We start from the raw sequence: 23,438 nt of genomic DNA on the forward strand, positions 1-23,438 counted from the left end.
ACACGAGGCCATGGGCTGGCTGAAAGCCCGGCGTTCCGCGCGCCCTTGCGACATCGGCTTGCCGGTATCGCAACGAAAAAAGGGCATCGGACGAATAGGAACTTCGGGCGCGCCCGCGCCGTCATAACAACAGGGCCGGCGGAGCTTTGCCTGAGCGTGAAGGCGGCGCCGGGGAGATGCCGCGTTCGCCGCGCCGGCCTCAATCGATCGTAATCCCGGCGGCGGCGATGACCTCGCCCCAGCGCTTGGTTTCGGCGCGGATCAGTTCGGCCATCTCGCCGGGCGTGCCGCCGACCGGCTGCATGTTGATCGAGAGAAACTGCTCGCGCACATCGGGCATTTTCAGGATCGCGTCGATCGAGCGGTTGAGGGTGCCGACGATATGGCGCGGCGTGCCGGGCGGCGCCACGATCGCATTCCAGGTCGCGGACTTGAGGTCGGGGAAGCCGAGTTCGGCAAAGGTCGGCACCTGCGGCAAGGCCTCCAGGCGCTTTGTGGTCGCGACCGCCAGAATGCGCGCCTTGCCGGCCTTGTGCTGCTGGATCGCGACCGCGGCCTCGACGAAGAACATGTCGACATGGCCCGCGATCACATCCTTCATCGCGGGCGCGGTGCCGCGATAGGGCACATGCACGAAGCGCGTGCCGATCAGCCGCTGCAGCAATTCGGTGCTCAGATGCGCGGTCGAGCCGTTGCCCTGGGAGGCATAGTTCAGCTTGCCCGGATTGGCGCGGGCATAGGCGATGAAGTCCTCCAGGGTCTCGAACGGCAGCGACGTGCGGATCACCAGCACATTGGGAATCATGGTCAGCACCGCGACCGGTTCGAAGCCTTTCGGGTCGAAGCTCATGTTGCGGTAGAGCATCTTGTTGGTGGTGAGCGGGGCGGGCGGCGTGGCGAGCAGGGTGTAGCCGTCCGACACGGCATTGGCGACGGCTTCCGCGCCGATATTGCCGCCCTGGCCGCCGCGATGTTCCAGAATCACATTCTGTCCGAGATGCGCGCGCAGGCGGTCGGCCACGATGCGCGTTGCAATATCGACACCGCCCCCGGCCGGAACCGCAACGATGATCTGGATCGGCTTGCTCGGATATTCCGGCCGCTCTTCGGGCTGCGCCAATGCAGATGCGGCCAGCGCGCAGAGCACGCCAAGAGCCGGCATCGATGGTCTCATTGCCATGGTCTCAGTGCACGGTCCCGAGCCGCGCTTCCATCGTCAGACGCTCCCGGACAGCGGAAAGTGGATGGCCGGGCTGCTGCCCGGCCAGGCGCTTTGCGGACCTCAGGCCGCTTTCATTGCGGCTGCGGCCTTGGCCAGCTTGAAGTCGTATTTCACTTCGTAGAACGGCTCGTTCATCACCTCGCCGGTCGGCGCCTTGCTGCCGGCCGGCTTCTTGACGAATTCCACGATCAGCGGCTCCTTCACCCCGAACACCACGTCGGTGTCGATGTACTCGCAGCCCTTCTGGAACAGATGGGTGGTGAGGCTCTTGTAGCCGGGCGCAGCGATATGGAAATGGATATGCGCCGGCCGCATGTGGCTGATCCTGGTCTTGTTCATGAGTTCGCCGATCGGCCCGTCCATCGGAATGGTGTAGCCGATCGGCGCAACCGTTCGCACTGTGTAGCTGCCGTCCGGATTGGTGTGATAGATGCCGCGCATATAGCCCTCGGCACCCTCGATCTGGGCTTCGTAAAGGCCTTCGCCGTCGGTCTGCCACATGTCCAGCATGGCGCCGGCGATCGGCTTGCCGTCGAGATCGGTGACCTTGCCGGTGCAGAAGGTGGGGATGCCGGGCGCGCCCTCGGCCATGTTGCCGCCATCGGCGATTTCCGGCGAGTTCGGGATATGGAACGGCCCCTCGACCGTGGAGGGGGTGGCGGCGCCGGGCGCGCGGTTATTGATGGCGTCGACCAGCATGGAAACGCCGAGGACGTCGGAGGCGAGGATGAATTCCTGGCGCTTCGCGTCACAGATCTGGCCGACCCGGGTCAGCCACATAATGGCAGCGATCCATTCCTCCGGGGTCGGCTCGATTTCGCGCACGAAACCATGCAGGTGCTTGACCAGCGCGGTCATGATCTGCCGCAGCCGCGGATCGGGGATGTTGCTCCAGCGTTCGATCGCAAGATCGGTGAGGTTCTCCTCGGTCACATAGGTCATTCGCGTTCTCCCGAAATCTATTGGAGGCGCCGCTGGCAGGCCGGCGGTTTTTTGTCAGGGGGGACTCTAAGCGCCCGGTGCGCCCCAGCGTCAAGCCGGAATTGCCCAAATGTCGCGGTGCCCTGCCATGACTTTTTCCCGATTTGTGCGTTAGACTGCTTAATTGGTGGAAAGGACTGCGGACAAAGGACTGCGGACATGGCTTGGACAACCCCGACCCTCGTCGAAATCTGTATCGGCCTCGAAATCAACGGCTATCTGCCGCCGGAATTCTGAGCTCGCTCTGATCTGGGTCAAAAACCGACGCTATGGGCCGCCTGACGGCGCTGGTGCTCGGTGCGGCTGCGGGCGGCGGCTTCCCGCAATGGAATTGCAATTGTCCGGTCTGCGCGCTGGCGTGGGCCGGCGATCCTCGCGTCGTGCCGCGCAGCCAGGCCGGCATTGCGGTCTCGGCTGACGGCGAAAACTGGCTGCTTTGCAACGCCTCCCCGGACCTGCGGGCGCAACTCCTCAATACGCCTCAGCTGCATCCCCGGCGCGGATTGCGGGATTCCCCGATCGGCGCTGTGCTCCTGACGGGCGGGGAAATCGACCAGACGGCCGGTCTTTTCACGCTTCGCGAGCGGCAGGATGTCGCGCTCTACGCTACGCCCGCCATCCTTGCCATTCTGGCCGGCAATCCGATGTTCGATGCGCTGCATCCGGATCGGGTGCGCCGGCATGCGGTTTCATTAGGCGAACCGATCATGCCGCTTCCCGGTCTTTCGGTGGAATTGTTCACGGTGCCGGGGAAAGTCCCGCTCTTTCTGGAAGGCGAAAACCCGGAGATTTCGGAAAGTGCGGTGAATGTGGGCGTGGAGCTGGTCGGCGGCGATCGCCGTCTGCTCTACATTCCGGGCGCCGCGGGGGTGACGGAGGCCATGCGCGAGCGCATGCGGCGGGCGGACGCAATCCTCTTCGATGGAACGCTGTTCACCGACGACGAGATGATCGCGCTGCAGGCCGGCGAAAAGACCGGTATGCGGATGGGCCATATGCCGGTCGATGGGCCGGACGGTTCGCTTGCGGCTTTGTCGGATGTGACGGCGCGCCGTATTTTCATCCACATCAACAACACCAATCCCATGCTGATCGCGGGCTCGGCAGCGCGCCAGCATGTGGAGGCGGCGGGGTTCGAGATCGCATTCGACGGCATGGAGATCGCGCTGTGAAGCTGATGCAGCCGGACGAACTCGAGGCGGCGCTCCGCGAGATCGGCGCGCGGCGCTATCATCGTCTGCATCCGTTTCACCGGATGCTGCATTCCGGGGAATGCACGAAAGGTCAGGTGCAGGCCTGGGCGCTGAACCGCTATTATTATCAAGCCATGATCCCGATCAAGGATGCATCCCTGATCGCGCGCTGCGACGATCCCGCAATCCGCCGCGAATGGCGCTCACGCCTCGTCGACCATGACGGCGAGCATGACGGCGACGGCGGGATCGCGCGCTGGCTGAAGCTGACGGACGGATTGGGACTCGACCGGGACTATGTGACCTCGCTGCGGGGTTTGCTTCCGGGAACGCGTTTTGCAGTGGAGGCCTATGTGCGCTTTGTCCGCGAGAAGAGCTTGCTCGAAGCTATCGCGTCGTCGCTGACCGAATTGTTCTCGCCGGTCATCATTTCGGAGCGGATGGACGGCATGCTCGCCCATTACGATTTCATCACGCGCGACACGCTCGCCTATTTCGAGAAGCGACCGCCGCAGGCGGCGAAGGATTCCGACTTTGCGCTGGCCTATGTGAAGCGCGAGGCGCGGACGCCGGACGCGCAAGCCGCGGTGCTGGCGGCGCTGGAATTCAAATGCAGTGTGCTATGGGCGATGCTCGACGCCCTGCATCACGCCTATGTCGCGCCGCAACATATTCCCCCCGGCGCCTTTGTGCCGGAGGCCGCATGATGACCGACGTCTCAGGCCCCGGGACCGCAATACCCGCCGACGCAAAGCCGAAGCTGCCGCGGGGCGTCCGGCTGACACACAATGAGGCGCAGGGCGGGTGGGTGCTGCTGGCGCCGGAGCGCATCTTCAAGGCCGATACCATCGCCGTCGAGATTCTCAAGCGCTGCACCGGCGAGGCGACCTTCGCGGAGATCGTCGACGACCTCGCCGCGAATTTCAAAGCGCCGCGTGAGCGCATCGTGACCGATGTCGCCAATCTGCTACGCTTGCTCGCCGACAAGCGGCTGCTGGAGTTGTAGCGGATGGGTGCCGCAGCGCCAGCATTGCCTGCGCCAATCGGCCTGCTTGCCGAACTGACGCATCGCTGCCCGCTGGGCTGCCCCTATTGCTCCAATCCGCTGACGCTCGATGCACCCAAGGACGAAATCGATACGGCTATCTGGGCGCGGGTGTTCCGCGAAGCGGCGGCGCTCGGCATCCTTCAGGTGCATCTTTCCGGCGGCGAACCCGCCTCGCGCCGCGATCTCGCACAAATCGTCAAGGCGGCGCGCGACGCCGGGCTTTACAGCAATCTGATCACCTCGGGCATCGGCCTGACGGATGCGCGCCTGCGCGACCTTGCGGATAACGGCCTCGACCATGTGCAGGTCTCGATCCAGGACGCGGAGCGGCAATCGGCCGATCGCATCGCGGGCTATGATGGTGCGTTTGCGCGAAAGCGGAGCGTCGCGGAGCAAACGACAAGGCTCGGCTTGCCGCTGACCGTCAATATCGTGGTGCATCGCGACAACATCGCGCGCATCGCCGGGATGGTCGATCTGGCGCTGTCGCTCGGCGCGCAGCGGGTCGAGATCGCGCATGTGCAATATTACGGCTGGGCTCTGAAAAACCGGGCCGCGCTGATGCCTTCACGCGAGCAGGCGCTGCGGGCGATGGACATCACCGAGGCGCTGCGCAAGGAACATCACGGCCGGATCGTGATCGACTCTGCACTGCCGGATTATTACGCGCGGTATCCGAAGCCCTGCATGGGCGGCTGGGGCCGGCGCTCGCTGAATGTGACGCCATCCGGCAAGGTATTGCCCTGCCACGCCGCGGAGGTGATCCCCGGCCTGAGTTTCTGGTCGGTGACCGAGCATTCGCTGGCCGATATCTGGATGCATTCTCCGGCCTTCAATGCCTTCCGCGGGACCGGCTGGATGGCCGAGCCGTGCCGCTCCTGTCCGAAGCAGCGCGAGGATTTCGGCGGCTGCCGCTGCCAGGCGTTCCTGCTCACCGGCGACGCACATGCCACCGATCCGGCCTGTCATTTATCGCCGCGGCATGAGGCGATGCAGCGCGCCGCATCAATACAGGCGGACGCTTACGAGTACCGGCGCTATCATGCGCCGGTCGCGACACCCTGATTGCCAGCGGGGTGCGAAGTATCGGACACTGGCACAACGCCGCGTTTCAATGACGGCACATCGCAGGGAGGCAAGGATGAATAGATATACCCGGACGGCACTTCTGGCCGGCGGCATTGCCGGCGCTTTCACCCTCACCATCGCGCCCGCGATCTCGCAGGGCCCTCCCGGCATGAGCGCGATCGACAAGTCCGATCCGGCCGCCAGCAAGCAGGACACCGGCCTGAAGCCGCATCCGACGCCGCCGACCGTGACGCCGGTCGACAAGCTGCCGCTCGACAAGCTCAAACTGCCGGCCGGCTTCAAGGCCGAGGTCTGGTCCAGCGGCCATCCCGGCGGCCGCACCATGGTGATGGGGCCGAAGGGCACCATGTTCATGGGCACGCGGCTGATCGGCCGCGTCTATGCGATCACCGAGAAGGACGGCAAGCGCGAGGTGCGTACGCTGCTGCAGGGCCTGACCCAGCCGAGCGGCCTTGCGATCAAGGACGGCGCGCTCTATGTGTTCGCGATCAACCGCGTGCTGCGCTACGACAATATCGAGGACAAGCTCGACAATCCCGGTAACCCGGTCGAACTGACGGACAAGTTCAACCTGCCGCCGGAAATCCATCACAACTGGAAATACGCGGCCTTCGGTCCGGACGGGAAGCTCTACATCCAGGTCGGCGCGAACTGCAATATTTGCGAGATCAATCCAGGCATTCACGGGCAGATCCGCCGTTATGACGCGGACGGTTCGAACATGGAGATCGTAGCGCGCGGCGTGCGCAACACGGTCGGCTTCGACTGGCATCCGCAGACCAGGGAATTGTGGTTCACCGACAACGGCCGCGACTGGGCCGGCGATGAAGGACCGGAAGACGAGCTGAACCGCGTTACCAAGGAGACAGAGGGTGCCAATTTCGGTTTCCCGTATTGCCACGCCAATGGCGTTCCCGATCCGGACATTCGCATTCCGAATGCCTGTGCGGGCGTGGTGATGCCCGCGGCCCTGCTCGGACCGCATACGGCAGCGCTCGGCATCCGGTTCTATACCGGCCAGATGTTCCCAAGCGACTATCGGAATGCAGCCTTCATTGCGCGCCGCGGCTCCTGGAACAAGTCGCAGAAGGCGGGCTATGACGTCTTGCTTGCGCGCACGACCCCCGACGGGAAAGCCACGGTCGAGCCGTTCATGACCGGGCTTCTGGATGAGAAGGCGAACGCATTTCACGGCCGGCCGACCTATCTGTTCCAGATGCAGGACGGCTCTTTGCTGGTCTCGGACGAACAGAATGGTGCGACCTATCGTATTTCCTACGACGGGAAAAAATAGGAGCCGGTGTGAGAACTGAATGCGATTGTCGATGAAATCGGAGCGGTCGCCGGTTTTGCTGCTGGCGGCCGCCTTTGTGTTGTTCTGCAGCAATGCTCTTGCGCAGAAGCCGACGCTGCCGGAACGCCTTGCACAATGCGGCACCTGCCATGGCGAGGACGGAAACTCGAAACTGGAAAACATTCCCTCGCTCGCCGGGCAACCGGCCTTTTTCACCCTCAATGCGCTGATCCTGATGCGGGAGGGGGTGCGCAAGGTCGAGGCGATGGCGCCATTCGTAAAGGATCTTTCCGACGCCGACATCCAGGCGCTGGCCGAGCACTTCGAAAAGCTGCCGGCGAAGCGAAGCGAGGAGAAAGTGGACCCCGCGCTCGCGGAGCGCGGCGCAACGATCGCGGCGCAGCGGCGCTGCGAATCCTGCCATCTGCCCTCGCTTGAGGGTCACCAGCAGATGCCGCGGCTGGCCAGGCAGCGCGTCGACTACATGATCCATGCAATGCGGCAATATCTCACCGACAGCCGTAGCGGCGCCGACACCGCGATGACCGCGGCAATCTACGGCCTGCGCGACGAGGACATCGTCGCGCTCGCGCATTGGGCGGCATCGAAGTAGCGGGCAGCGGACCGTAAATGTCTCAAGCCTGTTCGCCGGCCTCCGCAGCCATCCTGGCGCGCCAGTCGCGGCGCGCAACGAAGGCGCCCCAGGCCGCCAGTCCGAGCAGCAAGACGCTGACCAGCAGCAGAATGAGCGCGATCGGCCGCTGATAGAAGATCGTGAACGAGCCCCCGGACATGATCAGCGACTGGCGCAGCGACAGTTCGAGAATTGGCGCGATCACGAGACCGAGCACCAGCGGCGCCGGATCGAACCGGAATTTCTTCAACAGATAGCCGACCACGCCGAAGATCAGCATGATCCAGACATCGACCACCGAACGGTTCACCTCGTAGACGCCGATCACGCAGAACATGATGATCATCGGATAAAGATAGGCGTAAGGGATGCGCAGGATGGAAACGAACACGCCGACCAGCGGCAGATTCAGCGCCAGCAGCATCAGGTTGCCGACATACATCGACGCGACGAAGCCCCAGAACAATTTGGGTTGCTCGTTGACGAGCGCGGGTCCGGGTGGGATGCCGTGGATCAGGAGCGCCGCCATCAACACGGCGATCACCGGCCCGGTCGGGATGCCGAGCGCCAGCATCGGCACGAAGGCGCCGGTGGACGCGGCATTGTTGGCCGATTCCGGTCCGGCGACGCCTGCCACCGCGCCCTTGCCGAATTCCTCCGGGTGCTTGGAGAGCCGCCGCTCGACGGCATAGGACACGAAGCTCGAAATGATATGCGCCGACCCCGGAATGATGCCGATGAAAAATCCGAGCACGGACCCGCGCGTAATCGGCCAGGCCGATTGCCGCATCTCGTCGCGGGTCGGCAGCAGCTCGCGAAACTTCGGCACCATCACCGCGCTGTTCACGGTCCGGCTCGGCGTGGAGAGAATTTCGCCAAGCCCGAACAGGCCGACCGCGACCGGCACGATGCCGATGCCGTCGCCGAGTTCGGGGATGTCGAACGAGAACCGGAAATGGCCCGACACCACGTCGATGCCGATGGTGCCGAACAGGATTCCGAGCGCCGCCATCAACAGCGTGCGCGCCAGCGATGTCGTCGACATATAGGCGAGGAAGATCAATCCAAGGATCAGGAGCGCGGTATATTCCGGCGGCCCGAACCGCAGCGCGAAAGTTGCCAGCGGCGGCGCGATCAGCGTCAGCATGATGACGCCGAAGGTGCCGGCGACGAAAGAGCCGATGGCCGCAATGCAAAGCGCGGCGCCGCCGCGGCCCTTCTTGGCCATGGCATTGCCGTCGATGCAGGTCATCACCGAGGAGGCTTCGCCCGGTATCCGCAACAGGATCGAGGTGGTCGAGCCGCCATATTGCGAGCCGTAATAGATGCCGGCCAGCATAATGATGGCCTTGGTCGGATCGAGCCCGAAAGTGATCGGCAGCAGGATCGAGATGCCGGCGAGCGGCCCGATGCCGGGCAGCATGCCGACCAGCGTGCCGACCAAGCAGCCGATGAAAGCGTAGAGCAGCACATCCGGCGCGAGCGCAACCGAAAAGCCGAGCATCAGGCTGTCGACGACTTGTCCCATGGGGTCAGAACCAGAGCAGGCCGCGTTCGAGCGGCGCCTTCAGCGCAATGCCGAACAGCCAGTAGGAAAACAGCGTGAGCAGTACGGCATAGGTGCCCGCGGCCAAGATCGATTTGCGTTCGACGACAATCAGAAGCGAGAATACCAAGAGCGACATGGTGAACAGGAAGCCAAGCCAGGTATATACGGCAGTCGCGATCGCCGTGATGATCACGATCTGGACCGCATGCGGCCAGTCGCTCCAGGGGATGTCGCGGACGCGCTCGCTGTCGCCGCCGGTCGCCATGATCCCGAGCGCAATGACGATCATCAGGACCGCCATCAGCTTCGGCAGCATGCCGGCGCCCGGCGACGACAGGCTGCCGAATGGCAGATCGTGGCCGAGAATAAAGACGATTATGCCGAGGGCGATGAAGACGCCCCCGGCCAGCTGATCGGATCTCACCATGATCCGGCGACCCTTTCGTAAAGCCGCAGGGTCAGCCCTGCACCTTGCCGATCGACTGCACGGCGGACTCGACGCGCTTGGCGTCCTCGTCCCAGAACTTTGCGAAGTCCGGGCTGTCCATGTAGCGCACATTGTCGCCGATATTGGTGATGGCGGTTTTGAACTTGTCGGAATTGACCGCCTCGCGCGTCGCCTCGCGCATCTTGTTCACGACGCCGTCGGGTGTCCCCTTCGGCGCGAACAGGCCGACCCAGAGATAAAATTCCACGTCGTAGCCTTGCTCCTTCAGTGTCGGAACGTCGGGCAGCGAAGCGGCGCGTTTGTCGGAATAGCTCGCGAGCGCCCGCAGCTTTCCGCTCTTGATATGCGCGCTGGCCGCGGCGATCGAGGAGGCGAGAACCTGCGCGTTGTTACCGAGAATCGCGGTGAGCGCCGGCCCGCCGCCATTGGTCGGCAGATGCCGCATCTTGATGCCGGCCGCATTCATGAACAGCTGGGTCGGCAGATGCAGCGCGCCGTAAAGTCCCGAGGACGAGAAAATGATCTGGTCGGGACGCTTCTTGGCATCGTCGACGAGATCCTTCAGCGTCTGGTAGGGCGTCTCGGCATTGACGACGAGCACCATCGGTCCTTCGGTGAAGCGCGCCACCGGAATGAAATCGGCCCGCGTGAATTTCGGCTGACGGCCGAACAGCCTGTCGACTTCGGCGAAGCCCGAAATCGAGACGATGTGGATGAGCATGGTGTAACCGTCGGGCTTGGCGCTGGCGGCAAACTGCGCGCCGACGGCACCGGCCGCGCCCGGCTTGGTCTCGATCACCACCGGTTGCTTCAGGATCGGTTCGAGGATGGTGGCGAAGGGCCGTCCGACCACATCGGCGGCCCCGCCCGGCGGGAAAGGATTGACCAGAGTGACCGGCCGTGACGGATAGGCGTCCTGTGCGAATGATGGGCCGGTGGCGAGGGTCGCTATGGCCGCGGTCGAGCCCGCGACGAATTGACGTCGGTCCATGAGCTTCTCCCTTTGCGTGGCGCCATGCGTGTGACGCCGCTTTATCGGCGAAGCCTAGCCGCTCGATCCCGGCAGGTCGAGCATCAATCCGTGTCGCTGTCCATGATTGCGACGGCGCGGGTCCATCCGGCCGAGCCGCCGCGCACCTTCACCGGAAAACAGGCAATGGTGAAACCCGTCGGAGGCAGGCCTTCCAGATTATGGAGTTTCTCAATGTGACAATAGCCGATCTCGCGGCCCGCCTTGTGGCCTTCCCAGATCAGCTTTGCGTTGCCGGTCGCCGCGTAGCGTACCTTGGTGTGAACAAACGGCGCGTCCCAGCTCCAGCCGTCGGTGCCGGTGATCTTCACGCCGCGTTCCAGAAGATAGAGCGTGGCTTCGCGGCCCATCCCGCAGCCTCTGGAGACGTAATCCGGCGCGCCATAAGCCCGGCCCGCGGCGGTGTTGATGACCACGATTTCAAATGGTGAAAGCGTGTGACCGATGGTCTCCAGCGCAGTTTCCACATCGGCCGCTGTCACGACATAGCCATCGGGAAAATGCCGGAAGTCGAGCTTCACGCCGGGATTGAAACACCATTCGAGCGGAACCTCGTCGATGGTGATGGCGCGCTTGCCGCCGTCCATGGTCGAAGCAAAGTGCCACGGCGCGTCGAGATGCGTGGTGCAATGCGTCGAAAGCTTGACCCACTCGAATCCCCAGCCCTCGCCGTCGGGAAGATCGCTTTCTTTCAGACCGGGAAAAAATTTGCAGATGTCGGGCGCGGTGTCGCGATGATTGAGATACGCGATCTGCGGACCGTAACCCGGCGGATCGGCTGCGACGTCGTTTTCGAGCGGGACCGAAATGTCGATGATGCGCCGTGGCATGTTTATGCTTTCTCCGGTCATGCCGGCCTTGTGCCGGGCATCCGCGTCTTTAAGAATGACAGCATGTAAGACGTGGATGGCCGGGACAAGCCCGGCCATGACGTGTTGATGCAAGGAGCAGGTTAAATGCCCGCCTATTGGGTTGCACGCGCGAAGATCAACGATCCGGTCGAATACAAGAAATACACCGATCAGGTGCCCGGCATCATCGCCAAATACGGCGGCAAGGTGCTGGCGCGCGGCGGCAAGTTCCAGATCATGGAGGGGCCCGACAAATTCCACCGCTTCGTGGTGATCGAATTTCCAAGCTTCGAGCAGGGCGTCGCCTGCTTCACCTCGAAGGAATATGACGACGCTGCTGCGTTCCGCAGGAATGGCGCGGGCGAGGTCGAGACCATCATGGTGGAGGGCGGCGAGTTCACAAAGTAACGCAAAAGGCGCCGCATCCAGCCGGGTCGCCCCCGCGAAAGCGGGGGCCCATAGTCCGGGGCAGTGGTTATGGGTCGCCGCTTTCGCGGGGACGACTCCATCAAATCCCCAGATACAGCTTCCGGATCAGATCGTTGTTGTGCAACTCGCTGGCGGATTTGCCGCTGAACGCGATCTTGCCATGCACGATCACGTAGCCGGAATCGGCGATGCGGATTGCCTGGTTGAAATTCTGCTCGGCCATCAGCACGGTGAGCTGATATTTCGACTTGAGTTCCTGAATGGTGTCGATGGTGCGGGCCACCAGCACCGGCGCCAGGCCGACGGAGGGCTCGTCGATCAGGAGAATCTTCGGCGCCAGCATCAGCGCGCGGGCCAGCGCCAGCATCTGCTGCTCGCCGCCCGACATCGAGCCGGCGAGCTGGCTCTTGCGCTCGGCGAGGCGCGGGAAGGTCTCGAAGCAGAAATCGAGATTGCTCCGCAGCTGCTGGCGCGCCTTGGCCCGGAAGGCCCCAAGCAGGAGGTTTTCCTCGACCGTCAGCTTCGGAAACAGCCGCCGCCCCTCCGGCACGAGCGCGATGCCGAGGTCGACGATTTCCTCGACGCTCTTGCCGACGAGATCGTGCTTGACGCCGTCGATCTCGGCTATGATCGCGCCCTCGCTCGGACGGCACAGGCCCATGATGCATTTGATCAGGGTCGATTTGCCGTTGCCGTTGGTGCCGAGCAGCACAACGGTCTTGCCGTTGCCGACCTCCATCGACACGTCCTCGATGACGCGAACCGCGCCATAGCCGGCATGTACATTCTGGACGCTGATGCTATTGCCCAAGATACGCCCTCTCAACCTCGGGGTCGCGAACCACGTCCTGCGGATCGCCGTCGGCGATCTTGCGGCCGCCGACCAGCACGGCGAGCCTCTGCGAGAAGCTCATGACCGCGGTCATGATGTGCTCGATCAGAATGATGGTGATGCCGCGTTCGTTGAGCCGGATCAGAAGCGCGACGATGTCCTTGACCTCGGATTCGGACAGCCCGGCCATGGCCTCGTCTGCGATCAGAAGCTTGGGATCGGCCGCCATGGCGCGGGCGAGTTCGAGCTTGCGCATCTCGACCTGCGTGAGATCCCTCGGCAGCTTGCGGGCCTTGTGCTCGAGCCCGACCATGCCCAGCACTTCGTGGCACCGGTGGTCCATTTCCTCTTTGGTATGCGGCACGTCGCGCCGGATCCGGACGGTGTAGAGGAGCGGTACGCGCAGATTGTCGGCAACGCTCAGGCTGTGGAACGGCCGCGGCAGCTGGAACGAGCGCGCCAGCCCGAGATGGGTGCGCTGATTGGCGAGCAGGCCGTTCATCGGCTTGCCGTCGAAGGTCACGGTCCCGGTCTCGTTATGCAGTGTCCCGCTCATGCAATTGACGAGCGTCGACTTGCCGGAGCCGTTCGGACCGATCAGCCCGAGGCGCTCGCCTCTGGCCACTTCGAGATTGATGCCGTCGAGCGCAACGAATCCGCCGAAGCGCTTGCTGACATTCTCGACCTTGAGCAGCGGTGCGGTCATGAGGTCTTCACCGCGGGTTTTGCGGCCTCGGCCGTGGCTTTAGCCTCGGTTTCGGCATCTTCGTCGCGCTTGCGGCCGAAATATTGCTGCCACAAGCCGATCAGGCCGTTCGGCGCGATGATGACGAAGAACACCAGCAAAAGACCGACGATCAGCAGGCTTACGGCCGACGAAATGGTCACGGTTGCAAGCTGTTGCAGCGTCCCCAGCAGGACCGCGCCGAGCAGGGGGCCGACCCAGCTGGTTGTACCGCCGATCATCGGCATCGCGATGGCGTTGACGGCATAGGCAAGGCCGAAGGCCGAAGCGGGTTCGAGAAAGCCGATATAATAGGGGAACGGTGCGCCCGCCATGCCCATGAATGCGCCGGACAGCGTGGTTGCAATCAGCTTCAGCTTGAGCGTCGGCACACCGGAGGCCTCTGCGGCGAGCTCGTCGTCGCGAATGGTGGCGAAGCCATAGCCGAGCCGCGATCGCTCGATTGCGCGGGCGACCGTCAGGGCAATGACCACCAAAATCAGCATCACCAGGAAAAGGTACTCGATGTAGTTGATGCCGAGCACCGCAACCGTGGCGGGGCGGATCACATAGGCGCCGCGCGAACCGCCGACGAAATCCCAGTTGGTGATCAGCGTCGCCAGCACCACGGCGAGCGCCAGCGTTGCGATCGCAAAGAACACCCCGCGCAGCCGCAGCGTCAAATAGCCGGTGCCGAGACCGACCAGTCCGGCGACGATGCCGCCCATCACGATCAGCACCGGGATCGGGGGCGGCGTCACCGCAACGACGATCTCCGCCAGGCCCTCCGGCAGATGCCGGTTGGCGAAGGCCGGCATCTTGGTCATCACCACAGTGGTGTAGGCGCCGATGGCAAAGAAGGCGGCCGAGCCGAAATTCACATAGCCGCAATAGCCGCCGAGAATGTTCCAGGCGGTTGCCAGCACGATGAATTGCAGCACCACATAGCCGGCAAAGAACAGATAGTCGTTGCCCAGCGCCCGCGCGCCCATGAAGCCGATAAGGGCGATCGCGAGAGAGACCAGAAAGAACTGCCAGGTTCGCACGGTCTATCGCCCCAGAATGCCGGATGGCCGCACGGCAAGTGTGATCAGCAGAAAGCCGAAGGCGACCGCGGGCGCCCAGGACGGCCCGTAAAAAGTCGAGGTCATGCTTTCGACGATTCCCAGTAGCAGCGCCGCGATCAGGGTGCCGGGCAGACTTCCCATGCCGCCGAGCACGCAGATCGCAAACACGCGGCCGATATATTCGCGGCCGATCGACGGTTCGACCGGCTGGATGATGATCAGCAGCGCGCCTGCGATCGCCGCCGTTGCGATCGAGATCGAGAAGGCGATGCGCTTGATGCGGATCGGGTCGGCCGCCATCAGCGACAGCGCGAGCTGGTCCTGCGCCACCGCCATGATCGCGCGGCCGGTGAAGGTCTTGGTCAGGAAAATCTGCAGCCCGATTACGAGGACGATGGAGATGACGAACGGCACCACCATGCGCATCGGCAGATCGAGGAAGGCAAAGCGGATCGTGGTGTCGATATAGCCGGCCTGCACATAGCGATAGTCGACGCCGAAGACGAGAATGAGGATGACTTCGGTGACGAACAGGAGCCCGAAGAAAAAGGCCAGTCCGCGCAGGGCCTCCTGCCCACGTTTCTCAAACGAGACGTAATAGACCTGATAGACCAGCGAGCCAAGATAGTAAAAGGCAGGCAGCACGATGATGCTGACGAGAATCGGATCGAGACCGAAACGCTGGTTCAGGATATAGGCGATATACGAACCCAGGATGATGAAGGCCGGGTGCGCGATATTGACGATGTCGAGAATGCCAAACGAGATCGAGATGCCGACCGTCACGGCAGCGTAGAAGCCTCCGAGCAGAATGCCGGCGATCAGGGCATTGATGAAAAGTTCAACGGGAAAATCCATGCCGGGCTCCTCTCAACACGAAGGCCCGTTACGCCGACTGCGCGATACCATGCGTCTCCCCGCCATGCGCTTGTTTGCGTTGTCTTCGCGGCCTCGCGGGGCCGCCTGTGCGCTTGGCGGCAGTATTGCCGCAACGAGGAACGCTTGGCTAGTCCCTTGATGCGGTGGGCCAGCATTCCGGTGCAGCGTGCGCTGCGAAAATCTGAACAACAGCTGGGCAGGATGGCCGTGCGCGCGGCGCGTCACGGGGAGAAACCGGTGGTGTAATGACTGGTACAGTTGGCTTTTTTCGCGTTCTGCCTGCGCGCTTCCGGGGAAGGCGGGGGCGTCGCGGGCCGTTTTTCGGCGAGATGGATTTTTTCCACCAAAAAAGCCGCCGGGGTGCGGCGGCTGTTTCCATTGCGGAACACGGCGGGCGTGTTGTTTCCTAGGCGGCTGCCTTGCTGCGCACCTGTTCGGGCAGTGGCATCGGCTTGTTGGCCGAATCCAGAAACTCGACCGTCATGAAGATCATTTCCTTGTCGCCGATATTCTGCAGGTCGTGGACCTTGAACTCGCCTGCGGCATAGGTCTCGTGGCGGGTCTCGCCGGGCTGGTAGGTATATTCGACGGTAGTGCCATCATGCACGTGCTGCCGGCCGCGGCCGCCGGAGATCGCCGACCAGAAGTAATCCAGGACATGGCGGTGGAAGCCGAAGCGCTCGCCCGGTTGCAGCCGGATTTCCCAGACGCGCACCCTTTCGTTCTCCGAAACAAGGCGGGAGCCCACGCAGGGGTTCGGATTGGCGCGTTCCTGCTCGAACTCCTTTGCGATGGCGTCCGGCCAGGCCGAACGGTCGGTCTTGAGAGCCGTTTTCTCCATCATGGTCAGGGCCATGGCGGTTCCTCCTGTGACATCGTAAAGTGGCAATATAGCAAGATCCGGGTTCCTGCGAAATGCTGCCGTCTGCAAGACAACCTGAGCGTCAGCGCCGGGCCATCGTGGTGGGCGGCTCGATGGGCGGGCTGTTTGCCGGTCTGATGCTGCGCGCGGCGGGTTGGCAGGCAGACATTTTCGAAAAGGTCGAGGGCGAATTATCAGGACGCGGTGCGGGCATTGTCGCGCAGCCGGAAATTCTCGCTGCCTTGCGGGGTCTTGGCCTTGAGACCGGCCAGCTCGGCGTTCCGGTTCAAAAGCGCCGCATGTTCGACGCGACCGGCCGCCTGACGCTGGAGATGGATTGCCCGCAGGTCATGACGGCCTGGGAGCGTGTCTACCGGTTGTTGCGCGAGGCATTTCCGGCGGAGCAGTATCATCGTGGGCGGTCGCTCACGGCCATCGCGCAGGACGCGGACGGCGTGAGCGCGATCTTCGCCGACGGTGCACGCGTAACGGGTGACGTGCTGATCGGCGCCGACGGCATCCGCTCGACCGTGCGCGCAATCTGCGCGCCGGATGCCGAGCCGCTCTATGCCGGTTATGTGGCATGGCGTGGGCTGATCGCCGAAGGCGCGATGCCGCCGCAAGTACACCGCGATATCTTTCCCTACATGGCGTTCTGCCTGCCCCCAGGCGAACAGATGCTCGGCTATCCGGTTGCGGGGCCGGACAACGATTTGCGGCCCGGACATCTGCGCTACAACCTCGTCTGGTATCGGCCTGCGGATGAGCAGACCGAACTGATGTCGCTTCTGACCGACCGAAACGGTGTCGCCCATACGCAATCGATCCCGCCGCCGTTGATCAGCGCTGCGTCGATCGGCGCAATGCGGGACGCCGCGGCGCGGCTGCTGGCGCCGCAATTCGCCGAGGCCGTCGGTCTCGTCGAGCAGCCGATCCTGCAGCCGATTTTCGATCTGGAATCGCGGCAGCTCGCGTTTGGCCGGGTCGCGCTCATCGGCGATGCCGCCTTCGTGGCGCGTCCGCATGTCGGCGCCGGCGTGGCCAAGGCCGCGGCCGATGCGTCGGCGCTGGTCGACGCACTGAAGGTTACGCGCGACGTCGCTGGCGCATTGCAGGATTTTCAGGCGGTGCGACTGCCGGAAGGCCGGCGCATGGTGCAGCGCGCACGCCATCTGGGGGCCTATCTGCAGGCTTCGCGCAATCCGGATGAGACCGCGCACGCGATGCGGCATGCAGTCGCGGAAAATGTGCTGGGAGAAACCGCGACGCTGGACTTTCTGTATGCGTGATGAAGCGCGGCGCTTCTCCCGCGCAAGCTATTTCTTCTTGCCTTTCTTGCCCTTCGCCTTTTTCTTCCTTTTCAGCCCGGCCATCTTTTCCAGCACGCCGCAGACCGCGCCGGTATCCTGTTCGGCATAGCCGACCGACATCGCCGAAGCGTAGACTGGCAGCGTTGCGGAAAACATCGGAGTCGGCACCCCGAGTTTGGCCGCGAATTCGCCGATCACCGCCATGTCCTTCTGCCAGACATAATTCTTCATGGTGGCCTCCGAATAATCGTCCGCCACCATCATCGGGCCGCGCACCTCGAACATCCGGGATTGTCCCGCTCCCCCATTGGCGAATTTGAAAATCTGCTCCGGTTCGAGCCCCGCCTTCATGCCGAGCACCATGGCTTCGGCCGCCGCCACGTTATGGATCGCGACCAGGAGGTTTGCGACATATTTCATTTTGCTGCCATTGCCGAAGACGCCGAGATTTTCGGTCTTGCGGGAGAAGCCGGCAAAGACCGGCATCACCGTCTCGATCGCCTTCCGGTCGCCGCTGGCATAGACCACGAGATCCTTGCGCGCCGCCTGCGCCCCGGTGCCGGAAACCGGGCAATCGAGCATGGTGTGTCCGGCCTTGCGCAGCACTTTCTCGGCCGCGATCTTGTCGTCCAGCGCGAAGGTCGAGGCCTCGATTACGATTCGTGGCTTGATCTTGGCGTCCGCGATCTCCTGGACCACGGCATGCAGCGCCGCAGGGCTCGGCAGGCTGGTGATGATCACCGGCACCTCGGCGGCCAATGCTTTCACACTGTCGGAAACCGCGACACCGGCTTTCGTCATCTCCTTGCGACGCTTGGGGTCGGGATCGACGCCCGCAACGATCCACCTGTCGGCAATGAGATTGCGCGCAAAGGCCCCGCCCATGATGCCAAGCCCGATAATGCCAACTCTGCCTTTTGATGCCACTCCACGCCTCCGAACGTTCCCTGCTGCGATTTGCGGTTGCTGGCCGCGCATCTCCGTTACTATATGGCTTCGGGCGCGGGCGATAGACCCGCGGCAGACCGGGGGATTTGCATGCGTCCGCGCGTCTATGTCACGCAACCGATTGCCGAGAGCGCGCTCTTGCGCCTGAAGGAGATTGCCGAAGTCGAGCTGAACCACGATTCCAGCCGCATCCCGGTCAAGGACAAGCTGATCGATGCGGCCAAGCGTTCCGACATCCTGCTGTGCCTGCTCCACGACACCATCGACCGCGAGGTGCTGGCGGCGAATCCCGATCTCAAGGCGGTGGCGTCGATGACGATCACGCCCGACCGCATCGACGTCGACGAGGCGACCACCCGCAAGATCATCGTCACCAATATCCCCGCGGTGGTGACCGACGCCACGGCCGACATCGCCTTCGGACTGTTGCTCGCGGTGGCGCGGCGGATCGTCGAGGGCGACAAGGTGGTGCGCTCCGGTGTGTTCCCGGGTTCGCAATCCAATCATCTGGCCGGTGCCGCGGTCAGCGGCAAGACTCTGGGCATCGTCGGCATGGGCCGGATCGGGCAGGCCATGGCGCGGCGCGGCCGCGGCTTCGACATGACGGTGCTTTATGCCGATCCCCGCGCGCTCTCCGCCGAGGAGGAAGAAAAGCTCGGCGTACGCGGGGTCAGCCTCGACGAGCTGCTCGGCCAGTCAGATTTCATCTCACTGCATCCGGCGCTGAACGAGGAAACCCGTCACATGATGGGCGCGCGGCAATTCGCATTGATGAAACGGACGGCTTATCTGATCAACACCTCGCGCGGGCCGGTCATCGACGAGAAGGCGCTGGCTCAGGCGCTGTCCGAGGGACGGATCGCAGGGGCGGGACTGGACGTTTACGAGAACGAACCCAAGATCGAACGCGCGCTCTTGACCATGAACAATGTGGTGCTGACCCCGCATCTCGGCAGCGCCGTGATGGAGCTGCGCGAGCGCATGGCGCATGTGGTGGTGGATAATATCGCCGCGATCATCGAGGGGCGGCTGCCGCCGAACTGCATCAACCCGTCGATCTTTGCGCCGGGGGCGTGATCGCCACATTCTCCGTTCCTTCCCGCGCAAGCTGAAACCCAGTCTGATCGCGTTGGGTCCCGCCTTCGCAGGGACGAGCCGATAATTGATGCTACGCGGCTGCTATTCCGCGGTCCAGCCGCCGTCGACCAGCAGCGATGCCCCGGTCATCAGCGCCGACGCATCGGAGGCAAGAAAGACGATCGCGCCCATCAGGTCCTCGACCTGGCCGAGCCGGCCGAGCTTGATCTTGTCCAGCACCGAACGCTTGAAATTCTCGTCCTGCAGGAAAGGGCGCGTCATCGGCGTTTCGATGAAGGTCGGCGCCAGCGCATTGACGCGGATGCCGTGCGGTCCGAGCTCTACCGCCATCGCCTTGGTCAGGCCCTCGATCGCGGCCTTGCTCGCGCAATAGACGGTGCGGCGCGGCCCGCCGACATGACCCATCTGCGAGGAAATGTGGATGATCGAACCGGGCTTTTTCGCCTCGACCAGCCGCTTCACCACGGCCTGTGCGACGAAATAGGCCGAGCGCACATTCAGCTTGAAGATCGCGTCGAAGTCCTCGACCGTGACGTCGACCATGAAGGCCGGTCGATTGGAGCCGGCATTGTTGACCAGAATGTCGAACGGCTCGGCCTTCGCAACGAAGGTGCGCACGGCCTCGATATCGGTGACGTCGAGCGGGGCCGCGTTGGCCTTGCCGCCACGCTTTCCAATCTCCGACGCGGCCGCCGCGATCTCGTCCTTCGATCGCGCGACCAGCGTCACATGAGCACCGGCCTCCGCGAGCGCCGCCGCGGCCGCAAGTCCGATGCCGCGCCCGGCGCCGGTGACCAGCGCACGCTTGCCGTCGAGACGGAAGGAGGGTGTCACGGGAAGCGGTTCAGTCATAAATCCGGTCCTACCGAAAACTTTGCACAAAAATAGCGAGCGCGGCGCACAGGATGACGGTGAAGGTCATCCCCATGCCGGTGACCCGAAAGGCAAAGGTCTCGCGAAGCTGGCTGACGCCATAGGCGTGGCTGATCCGGCCGGCGACCAGGAGCAGCGCCAAGACATGCAGCAGCCAGGCCGGTGCGCCGCGCATTTCCACAAATGCCAGCAACAAAAGCGCGAGCGGCACATATTCGGCGAAATTGCCTTGCGCCCGCACCCGCCGTTCGAGCGCGATGTCGCCCTGAAAGCCGAGCGGCAGCTTGCTCGCCCGGCGCAGCGCGATGATGCGGATCGACAGCGCAAAGAAGAGCACGGCGAGAATTGCCGCATAAACAGGCACGATTGTGAGCATGGGAAATCCCGTTTCCTGTGACCGGCCCACAAGCTACGGGATCGCTGCGCCGCGGTTGCATCTGCGCGGTCACTCCGCCGCCGTGGCATAAGCGATATTGCGCCCGCCATAGCGCCGGACCCGGATATTCGCCTGCTCGGCATGACCGAGGAAGCCTTCCAGCACGCAGAGCCGCGAGCAATATTCCCCGATCATTGCGGACGCGTCGTCGGTCAGCACCTTCTGATAGGTGCAGGTCTTGAGGAATTTCCCGACCCACAGCCCGCCGGTATAGCGCGCGGCCTTCTTGGTCGGCAGCGTGTGGTTGGTGCCGATCACCTTGTCGCCATAGGCGACGTTGGTGCGGGGCCCGAGGAACAGCGCGCCATAATTCGTCATGGTGTTCAGGAAATAGTTCGGATCGCGGGTCATCACCTGCACATGCTCGGATGCGACCCGGTCGGCTTCCGCTACCATCTCCTCGTAGCTGTCGCAGACGATCACCTCGCCATAATCCTTCCAGGCCTGACCCGCAGCGTCGGCAGTCGGAAGGATGGAAAGCAGGCGCTCGACTTCAGCCATGGTTTCCTTCGCGAGCTTTTCGGAATTTGTGATCAGCACCGCGGGCGAGGTCGGGCCGTGCTCGGCCTGGCCGAGCAGATCGGTCGCGCACATCTCCGCGTCAACGCTGTCGTCGGCAATGATCAGCGTCTCGGTCGGGCCGGCAAGCAGGTCGATGCCGATGCGGCCGAACAGCTGACGCTTGGCTTCGGCGACATAGGCATTGCCGGGCCCGACGATCATGTCGACCGGATCGATGCTCTCGGTGCCGAGCGCCATCGCGGCCACCGCCTGCACGCCTCCGAGCACATAGATTTCGTCGGCGCCGCCCAAATGCATGGCGGCGACGATCGCCGGATGCGGCCCGCCCCTGAATGGCGGCGCGCAGGCGATGATCCGCTTCACCCCGGCGACCCGCGCTGTGACGATCGACATATGCGCGGACGCCACCATCGGATAGCGCCCGCCCGGCACATAGCAGCCGATTGCGTTCACCGGGACATGCTTGTGGCCAAGGATCACGCCGGGCAGGGTCTCAACTTCGAGATCCTGCATGGTGTCGCGCTGCTTCTGGGCGAAGTTGCGAACTTGCGCCTGCGCAAAGCGGATGTCATCGAGGTCGCGCTTCGACACCTGCGATATCGCCCGCTCGATCTCCTGCGGGGTGAGGCGGAAGCTTGCCGGCTCCCAATTGTCGAATTTTTTCGAGAGGTCGCGGATCGCGGCATCGCCGCGCGCCTTCACATCGGACAGAATGTTTTCGACCGTGGCGCGCACCTTGGCGTCGGCAGCTTCGACGGCATCGGCGGACAGGCCGCGTTTCAGATAGCGGGGCATGTTGACTCCTTCGAATCAGCTGGTGCTTTGAATTGATGTCCATTCACCGGTTGGAGGAGATCAATCGATCAAGAACAGTTACTTTCACACCCGATTCTACAAGGCGGAGCCTGTCTTCAGCGGCCTTACGCGCGACAACATCGGGGGCGTCACGGCGCTTGCTAATGCCCGGCAATGGCTTCTTGCGGCGCACTTGACCAGTATTAGCGGCGTCCAATGACGCCTTTGGTTTTTTCTTTCCCTTTTTACGCTTGCCCGATCCATTTATCTTGGTAGGTCGAGTGTCCCAGACGCTGTTCCCTCGTTTCTGAGCATTGCGAGCTGCGGTCTTAAACATCAGCTGTATGTTCCAAGAGTAAAACTTACTTCATCGCCTGCGGATTGATCGGGCTCCCCGTTCCGCCGGTGATGATGAGCGGCGGGCCGGAGAAGAAAAACTCATAGACCTTGTCCTGTGCGCAATCCTCGGCGAGTTCCTTGAGATAGAAGATCTCGCCCATGCACAGGCCCATGGCCGGGATCACCACCCAGTGCCAGGGCTGGTTGGCTTCGTCGGTTTCGTTCGGCCGGACCTCGCAGCCCCAGGTGTCCATACAGAGCGCCGCGATCTGTTTTTCCTGGCACCAGTAGCAATTCTCGAACATCACGCCCGGCGCGTCGCCGCCGGCATAGCCGCCCCACACCCCCTCGGACAGGCAGCGCTCCATCTGGCCGGTGCGCACATGCACGAAGTCGCCCTTGCGGATTTCGACCCCTTGAGCCTTCGCGCATTTGTCGAGTTCCTCGTTGGAGATGCCTTCGCCGTCCTTCATCCAGGGCACACCGCGAAAACGCGCGATGTCGAGGAGCACGCCGCGGCCGACCATCTTGTTCTTGGAATGCTCGATGCCGAGCACGGCGAGCCCGCGCGAATCGATCAGCTTGGCGTCGTGGCCGTTATAGGCCTTGTCCTCGTAGAAGATGTGGCCGAGCGCATCCCAGTGCGTCGCGCCCTGCACGCACAGATTGAGCGTGTCGTCGGCGTAGCGGATCTTGTTCCAGTCCTGCTGGCCGGCAATGGCGTCGGTGCCGGTGGCGAGCATCTGGTGAATCGGGTTGAAGCGGCCGCCGAACAGCCCGGTCTGCGGGCCGTTGCGATCGAGCGGAATGCCGAGTGCGAACACCTTGCCAGTCCGCACGAGCTTCGCGGCGTTGACAATGTCGTCCGGGGTGACGTGGTTGAGCGTGCCGATCTGGTCGTCCTTGCCCCAGCGCCCCCAGTTGGAAAGCTTCTCGGACGCTTCCTCGATGGCTTTCAGGCCGACCTTGATGTTCATCGACACGG

Annotated in this window: 25 protein-coding genes and 1 pseudogene; 9 read left to right on the forward strand and 17 right to left on the reverse strand. The window is 63.3% G+C overall.

Going from position 1 to position 23,438, the window contains the following annotated elements; translation table 11 throughout:
• Positions 1–199: 199 nt before the first annotated feature.
• A complete protein-coding gene (locus ACK41X_RS07155; RefSeq protein WP_409720713.1) occupies positions 200–1,162 on the reverse strand; it encodes a Bug family tripartite tricarboxylate transporter substrate binding protein in 963 nt (320 codons plus the stop codon).
• A 120-nt stretch (positions 1,163–1,282) separates the two neighbouring features.
• Positions 1,283–2,164 (reverse strand): dioxygenase, encoded by an 882-nt coding sequence (locus tag ACK41X_RS07160; protein ID WP_409720715.1) that lies wholly within the window; start codon positions 2,162–2,164, stop codon positions 1,283–1,285.
• Positions 2,165–2,362: 198 nt separating this feature from the next.
• Here ACK41X_RS07160 and pqqA point away from each other — a divergent pair, with 198 nt between their 5' ends.
• From pqqA to ACK41X_RS07190, 6 genes and pseudogenes are all read left to right on the forward strand, one after another.
• The gene (gene pqqA / locus ACK41X_RS07165; RefSeq protein WP_120265452.1) at positions 2,363–2,440 is read left to right on the forward strand and encodes a pyrroloquinoline quinone precursor peptide PqqA; all 78 of its coding nucleotides are present in this window, start codon (positions 2,363–2,365) and stop codon (positions 2,438–2,440) included.
• Between the two features lie 41 nt (positions 2,441–2,481).
• The gene (pqqB, locus tag ACK41X_RS07170; protein ID WP_409720804.1) at positions 2,482–3,375 is read left to right on the forward strand and encodes a pyrroloquinoline quinone biosynthesis protein PqqB; all 894 of its coding nucleotides are present in this window, start codon (positions 2,482–2,484) and stop codon (positions 3,373–3,375) included.
• A gap of 5 nt (positions 3,376–3,380) precedes the next feature.
• Positions 3,381–4,402: pseudogene (gene pqqC / locus ACK41X_RS07175) on the forward strand (pyrroloquinoline-quinone synthase PqqC).
• A gap of 3 nt (positions 4,403–4,405) precedes the next feature.
• Positions 4,406–5,509 (forward strand): pyrroloquinoline quinone biosynthesis protein PqqE, encoded by a 1,104-nt coding sequence (gene pqqE / locus ACK41X_RS07180; RefSeq protein ID WP_409720717.1) that lies wholly within the window; start codon positions 4,406–4,408, stop codon positions 5,507–5,509.
• A gap of 76 nt (positions 5,510–5,585) precedes the next feature.
• Entirely contained in the window at positions 5,586–6,827 is a 1,242-nt protein-coding gene (locus ACK41X_RS07185; protein WP_409720719.1) for a PQQ-dependent sugar dehydrogenase, read from the forward strand.
• A 19-nt stretch (positions 6,828–6,846) separates the two neighbouring features.
• Complete coding sequence (locus tag ACK41X_RS07190) at positions 6,847–7,440, forward strand: c-type cytochrome (protein ID WP_409720721.1); 594 nt, start codon at positions 6,847–6,849, stop codon at positions 7,438–7,440.
• A 22-nt stretch (positions 7,441–7,462) separates the two neighbouring features.
• Here ACK41X_RS07190 and ACK41X_RS07195 read toward each other — a convergent pair whose 3' ends face one another.
• From ACK41X_RS07195 to ACK41X_RS07210, 4 genes are all read right to left on the reverse strand, one after another.
• Positions 7,463–8,989 carry a tripartite tricarboxylate transporter permease gene (locus tag ACK41X_RS07195; RefSeq protein ID WP_409720723.1) on the reverse strand — a complete coding sequence of 509 codons (1,527 nt, stop codon included), beginning with the start codon at positions 8,987–8,989 and terminating at the stop codon, positions 7,463–7,465.
• A gap of 4 nt (positions 8,990–8,993) precedes the next feature.
• The gene (locus ACK41X_RS07200) at positions 8,994–9,437 is read right to left on the reverse strand and encodes a tripartite tricarboxylate transporter TctB family protein (RefSeq protein WP_409720725.1); all 444 of its coding nucleotides are present in this window, start codon (positions 9,435–9,437) and stop codon (positions 8,994–8,996) included.
• Positions 9,438–9,468: 31 nt separating this feature from the next.
• Positions 9,469–10,449: a Bug family tripartite tricarboxylate transporter substrate binding protein gene (locus ACK41X_RS07205; RefSeq protein WP_409720727.1), complete on the reverse strand. Its 981-nt coding sequence runs from the start codon at positions 10,447–10,449 to the stop codon at positions 9,469–9,471.
• Between the two features lie 83 nt (positions 10,450–10,532).
• Positions 10,533–11,318: a cyclase family protein gene (locus tag ACK41X_RS07210; protein ID WP_409720729.1), complete on the reverse strand. Its 786-nt coding sequence runs from the start codon at positions 11,316–11,318 to the stop codon at positions 10,533–10,535.
• A gap of 126 nt (positions 11,319–11,444) precedes the next feature.
• Between ACK41X_RS07210 and ACK41X_RS07215 the strand changes: the two genes are divergently transcribed.
• The gene (locus ACK41X_RS07215; protein WP_409720731.1) at positions 11,445–11,747 is read left to right on the forward strand and encodes a DUF1330 domain-containing protein; all 303 of its coding nucleotides are present in this window, start codon (positions 11,445–11,447) and stop codon (positions 11,745–11,747) included.
• A 100-nt stretch (positions 11,748–11,847) separates the two neighbouring features.
• On the opposite strand, the gene ACK41X_RS07220 is transcribed toward ACK41X_RS07215, so the two are convergent.
• From ACK41X_RS07220 to ACK41X_RS07240, 5 genes are all read right to left on the reverse strand, one after another.
• Positions 11,848–12,579, reverse strand: coding sequence for an ABC transporter ATP-binding protein (locus ACK41X_RS07220; protein WP_409720733.1), 732 nt, complete (start codon positions 12,577–12,579; stop codon positions 11,848–11,850).
• Entirely contained in the window at positions 12,569–13,306 is a 738-nt protein-coding gene (locus ACK41X_RS07225) for an ABC transporter ATP-binding protein (RefSeq protein ID WP_409720735.1), read from the reverse strand. Before ACK41X_RS07225 ends, ACK41X_RS07220 begins: the two co-directional genes overlap by 11 nt.
• Positions 13,303–14,370, reverse strand: a complete 1,068-nt coding sequence (locus ACK41X_RS07230; protein WP_409720737.1) for a branched-chain amino acid ABC transporter permease — start codon at positions 14,368–14,370, stop codon at positions 13,303–13,305. Before ACK41X_RS07230 ends, ACK41X_RS07225 begins: the two co-directional genes overlap by 4 nt.
• 3 nt (positions 14,371–14,373) lie before the next feature.
• A complete protein-coding gene (locus tag ACK41X_RS07235; protein ID WP_409720739.1) occupies positions 14,374–15,249 on the reverse strand; it encodes a branched-chain amino acid ABC transporter permease in 876 nt (291 codons plus the stop codon).
• Between the two features lie 427 nt (positions 15,250–15,676).
• Complete coding sequence (locus ACK41X_RS07240; RefSeq protein ID WP_409720741.1) at positions 15,677–16,126, reverse strand: hypothetical protein; 450 nt, start codon at positions 16,124–16,126, stop codon at positions 15,677–15,679.
• A gap of 59 nt (positions 16,127–16,185) precedes the next feature.
• On the opposite strand from ACK41X_RS07240, the gene ACK41X_RS07245 reads away from it, so the two are divergent.
• Positions 16,186–17,421 (forward strand): FAD binding domain-containing protein, encoded by a 1,236-nt coding sequence (locus ACK41X_RS07245; RefSeq protein ID WP_409720743.1) that lies wholly within the window; start codon positions 16,186–16,188, stop codon positions 17,419–17,421.
• Between the two features lie 27 nt (positions 17,422–17,448).
• On the opposite strand, the gene ACK41X_RS07250 is transcribed toward ACK41X_RS07245, so the two are convergent.
• Entirely contained in the window at positions 17,449–18,369 is a 921-nt protein-coding gene (locus ACK41X_RS07250) for an NAD(P)-dependent oxidoreductase (protein WP_409720745.1), read from the reverse strand.
• 111 nt (positions 18,370–18,480) lie between these two features.
• Between ACK41X_RS07250 and ACK41X_RS07255 the strand changes: the two genes are divergently transcribed.
• A complete protein-coding gene (locus ACK41X_RS07255) occupies positions 18,481–19,467 on the forward strand; it encodes a 2-hydroxyacid dehydrogenase (protein ID WP_409720747.1) in 987 nt (328 codons plus the stop codon).
• 102 nt (positions 19,468–19,569) lie between these two features.
• On the opposite strand, the gene ACK41X_RS07260 is transcribed toward ACK41X_RS07255, so the two are convergent.
• The 5 genes from ACK41X_RS07260 to ACK41X_RS07280 all read right to left on the reverse strand — a co-directional run bounded on the left by ACK41X_RS07260 (position 19,570) and on the right by ACK41X_RS07280 (position 23,430).
• On the reverse strand, positions 19,570–20,340 hold the full coding sequence (locus ACK41X_RS07260; protein WP_409720749.1) for an SDR family NAD(P)-dependent oxidoreductase: 771 nt from the start codon (positions 20,338–20,340) through the stop codon (positions 19,570–19,572).
• A 10-nt stretch (positions 20,341–20,350) separates the two neighbouring features.
• Complete coding sequence (locus ACK41X_RS07265) at positions 20,351–20,737, reverse strand: MAPEG family protein (protein WP_409720751.1); 387 nt, start codon at positions 20,735–20,737, stop codon at positions 20,351–20,353.
• 69 nt (positions 20,738–20,806) lie between these two features.
• Positions 20,807–22,114: a histidinol dehydrogenase gene (gene hisD / locus ACK41X_RS07270; protein ID WP_409720753.1), complete on the reverse strand. Its 1,308-nt coding sequence runs from the start codon at positions 22,112–22,114 to the stop codon at positions 20,807–20,809.
• A gap of 43 nt (positions 22,115–22,157) precedes the next feature.
• A complete protein-coding gene (locus ACK41X_RS07275) occupies positions 22,158–22,451 on the reverse strand; it encodes a hypothetical protein (protein WP_409720755.1) in 294 nt (97 codons plus the stop codon).
• Between the two features lie 25 nt (positions 22,452–22,476).
• Positions 22,477–23,430, reverse strand: a complete 954-nt coding sequence (locus tag ACK41X_RS07280; protein ID WP_409720806.1) for a cyclase family protein — start codon at positions 23,428–23,430, stop codon at positions 22,477–22,479.
• Positions 23,431–23,438 lie beyond the last annotated feature (8 nt).

The sequence above is a fragment of the Pseudorhodoplanes sp. genome (genome assembly GCF_046289595.1).
Classification (GTDB): domain Bacteria; phylum Pseudomonadota; class Alphaproteobacteria; order Rhizobiales; family Xanthobacteraceae; genus Pseudorhodoplanes.

Coding starts and splice junctions, on each gene's coding strand:
- ACK41X_RS07155 (WP_409720713.1), bottom strand. CDS start 1,162: ATGCCGGCTCTTGGCGTGCTCTGCGCGCTGGCCGCATCTGCATTGGCG.
- ACK41X_RS07160 (WP_409720715.1), bottom strand. CDS start 2,164: ATGACCTATGTGACCGAGGAGAACCTCACCGATCTTGCGATCGAACGC.
- pqqA (WP_120265452.1), top strand. CDS start 2,363: ATGGCTTGGACAACCCCGACCCTCGTCGAAATCTGTATCGGCCTCGAA.
- pqqE (WP_409720717.1), top strand. CDS start 4,406: ATGGGTGCCGCAGCGCCAGCATTGCCTGCGCCAATCGGCCTGCTTGCC.
- ACK41X_RS07185 (WP_409720719.1), top strand. CDS start 5,586: ATGAATAGATATACCCGGACGGCACTTCTGGCCGGCGGCATTGCCGGC.
- ACK41X_RS07190 (WP_409720721.1), top strand. CDS start 6,847: ATGCGATTGTCGATGAAATCGGAGCGGTCGCCGGTTTTGCTGCTGGCG.
- ACK41X_RS07195 (WP_409720723.1), bottom strand. CDS start 8,989: ATGGGACAAGTCGTCGACAGCCTGATGCTCGGCTTTTCGGTTGCGCTC.
- ACK41X_RS07200 (WP_409720725.1), bottom strand. CDS start 9,437: ATGGTGAGATCCGATCAGCTGGCCGGGGGCGTCTTCATCGCCCTCGGC.
- ACK41X_RS07205 (WP_409720727.1), bottom strand. CDS start 10,449: ATGGACCGACGTCAATTCGTCGCGGGCTCGACCGCGGCCATAGCGACC.
- ACK41X_RS07210 (WP_409720729.1), bottom strand. CDS start 11,318: ATGCCACGGCGCATCATCGACATTTCGGTCCCGCTCGAAAACGACGTC.
- ACK41X_RS07215 (WP_409720731.1), top strand. CDS start 11,445: ATGCCCGCCTATTGGGTTGCACGCGCGAAGATCAACGATCCGGTCGAA.
- ACK41X_RS07225 (WP_409720735.1), bottom strand. CDS start 13,306: ATGACCGCACCGCTGCTCAAGGTCGAGAATGTCAGCAAGCGCTTCGGC.
- ACK41X_RS07235 (WP_409720739.1), bottom strand. CDS start 15,249: ATGGATTTTCCCGTTGAACTTTTCATCAATGCCCTGATCGCCGGCATT.
- ACK41X_RS07240 (WP_409720741.1), bottom strand. CDS start 16,126: ATGGCCCTGACCATGATGGAGAAAACGGCTCTCAAGACCGACCGTTCG.
- ACK41X_RS07245 (WP_409720743.1), top strand. CDS start 16,186: ATGCTGCCGTCTGCAAGACAACCTGAGCGTCAGCGCCGGGCCATCGTG.
- ACK41X_RS07255 (WP_409720747.1), top strand. CDS start 18,481: ATGCGTCCGCGCGTCTATGTCACGCAACCGATTGCCGAGAGCGCGCTC.
- ACK41X_RS07260 (WP_409720749.1), bottom strand. CDS start 20,340: ATGACTGAACCGCTTCCCGTGACACCCTCCTTCCGTCTCGACGGCAAG.
- ACK41X_RS07265 (WP_409720751.1), bottom strand. CDS start 20,737: ATGCTCACAATCGTGCCTGTTTATGCGGCAATTCTCGCCGTGCTCTTC.
- hisD (WP_409720753.1), bottom strand. CDS start 22,114: ATGCCCCGCTATCTGAAACGCGGCCTGTCCGCCGATGCCGTCGAAGCT.
- ACK41X_RS07275 (WP_409720755.1), bottom strand. CDS start 22,451: ATGTTTAAGACCGCAGCTCGCAATGCTCAGAAACGAGGGAACAGCGTC.
- ACK41X_RS07280 (WP_409720806.1), bottom strand. CDS start 23,430: ATGAACATCAAGGTCGGCCTGAAAGCCATCGAGGAAGCGTCCGAGAAG.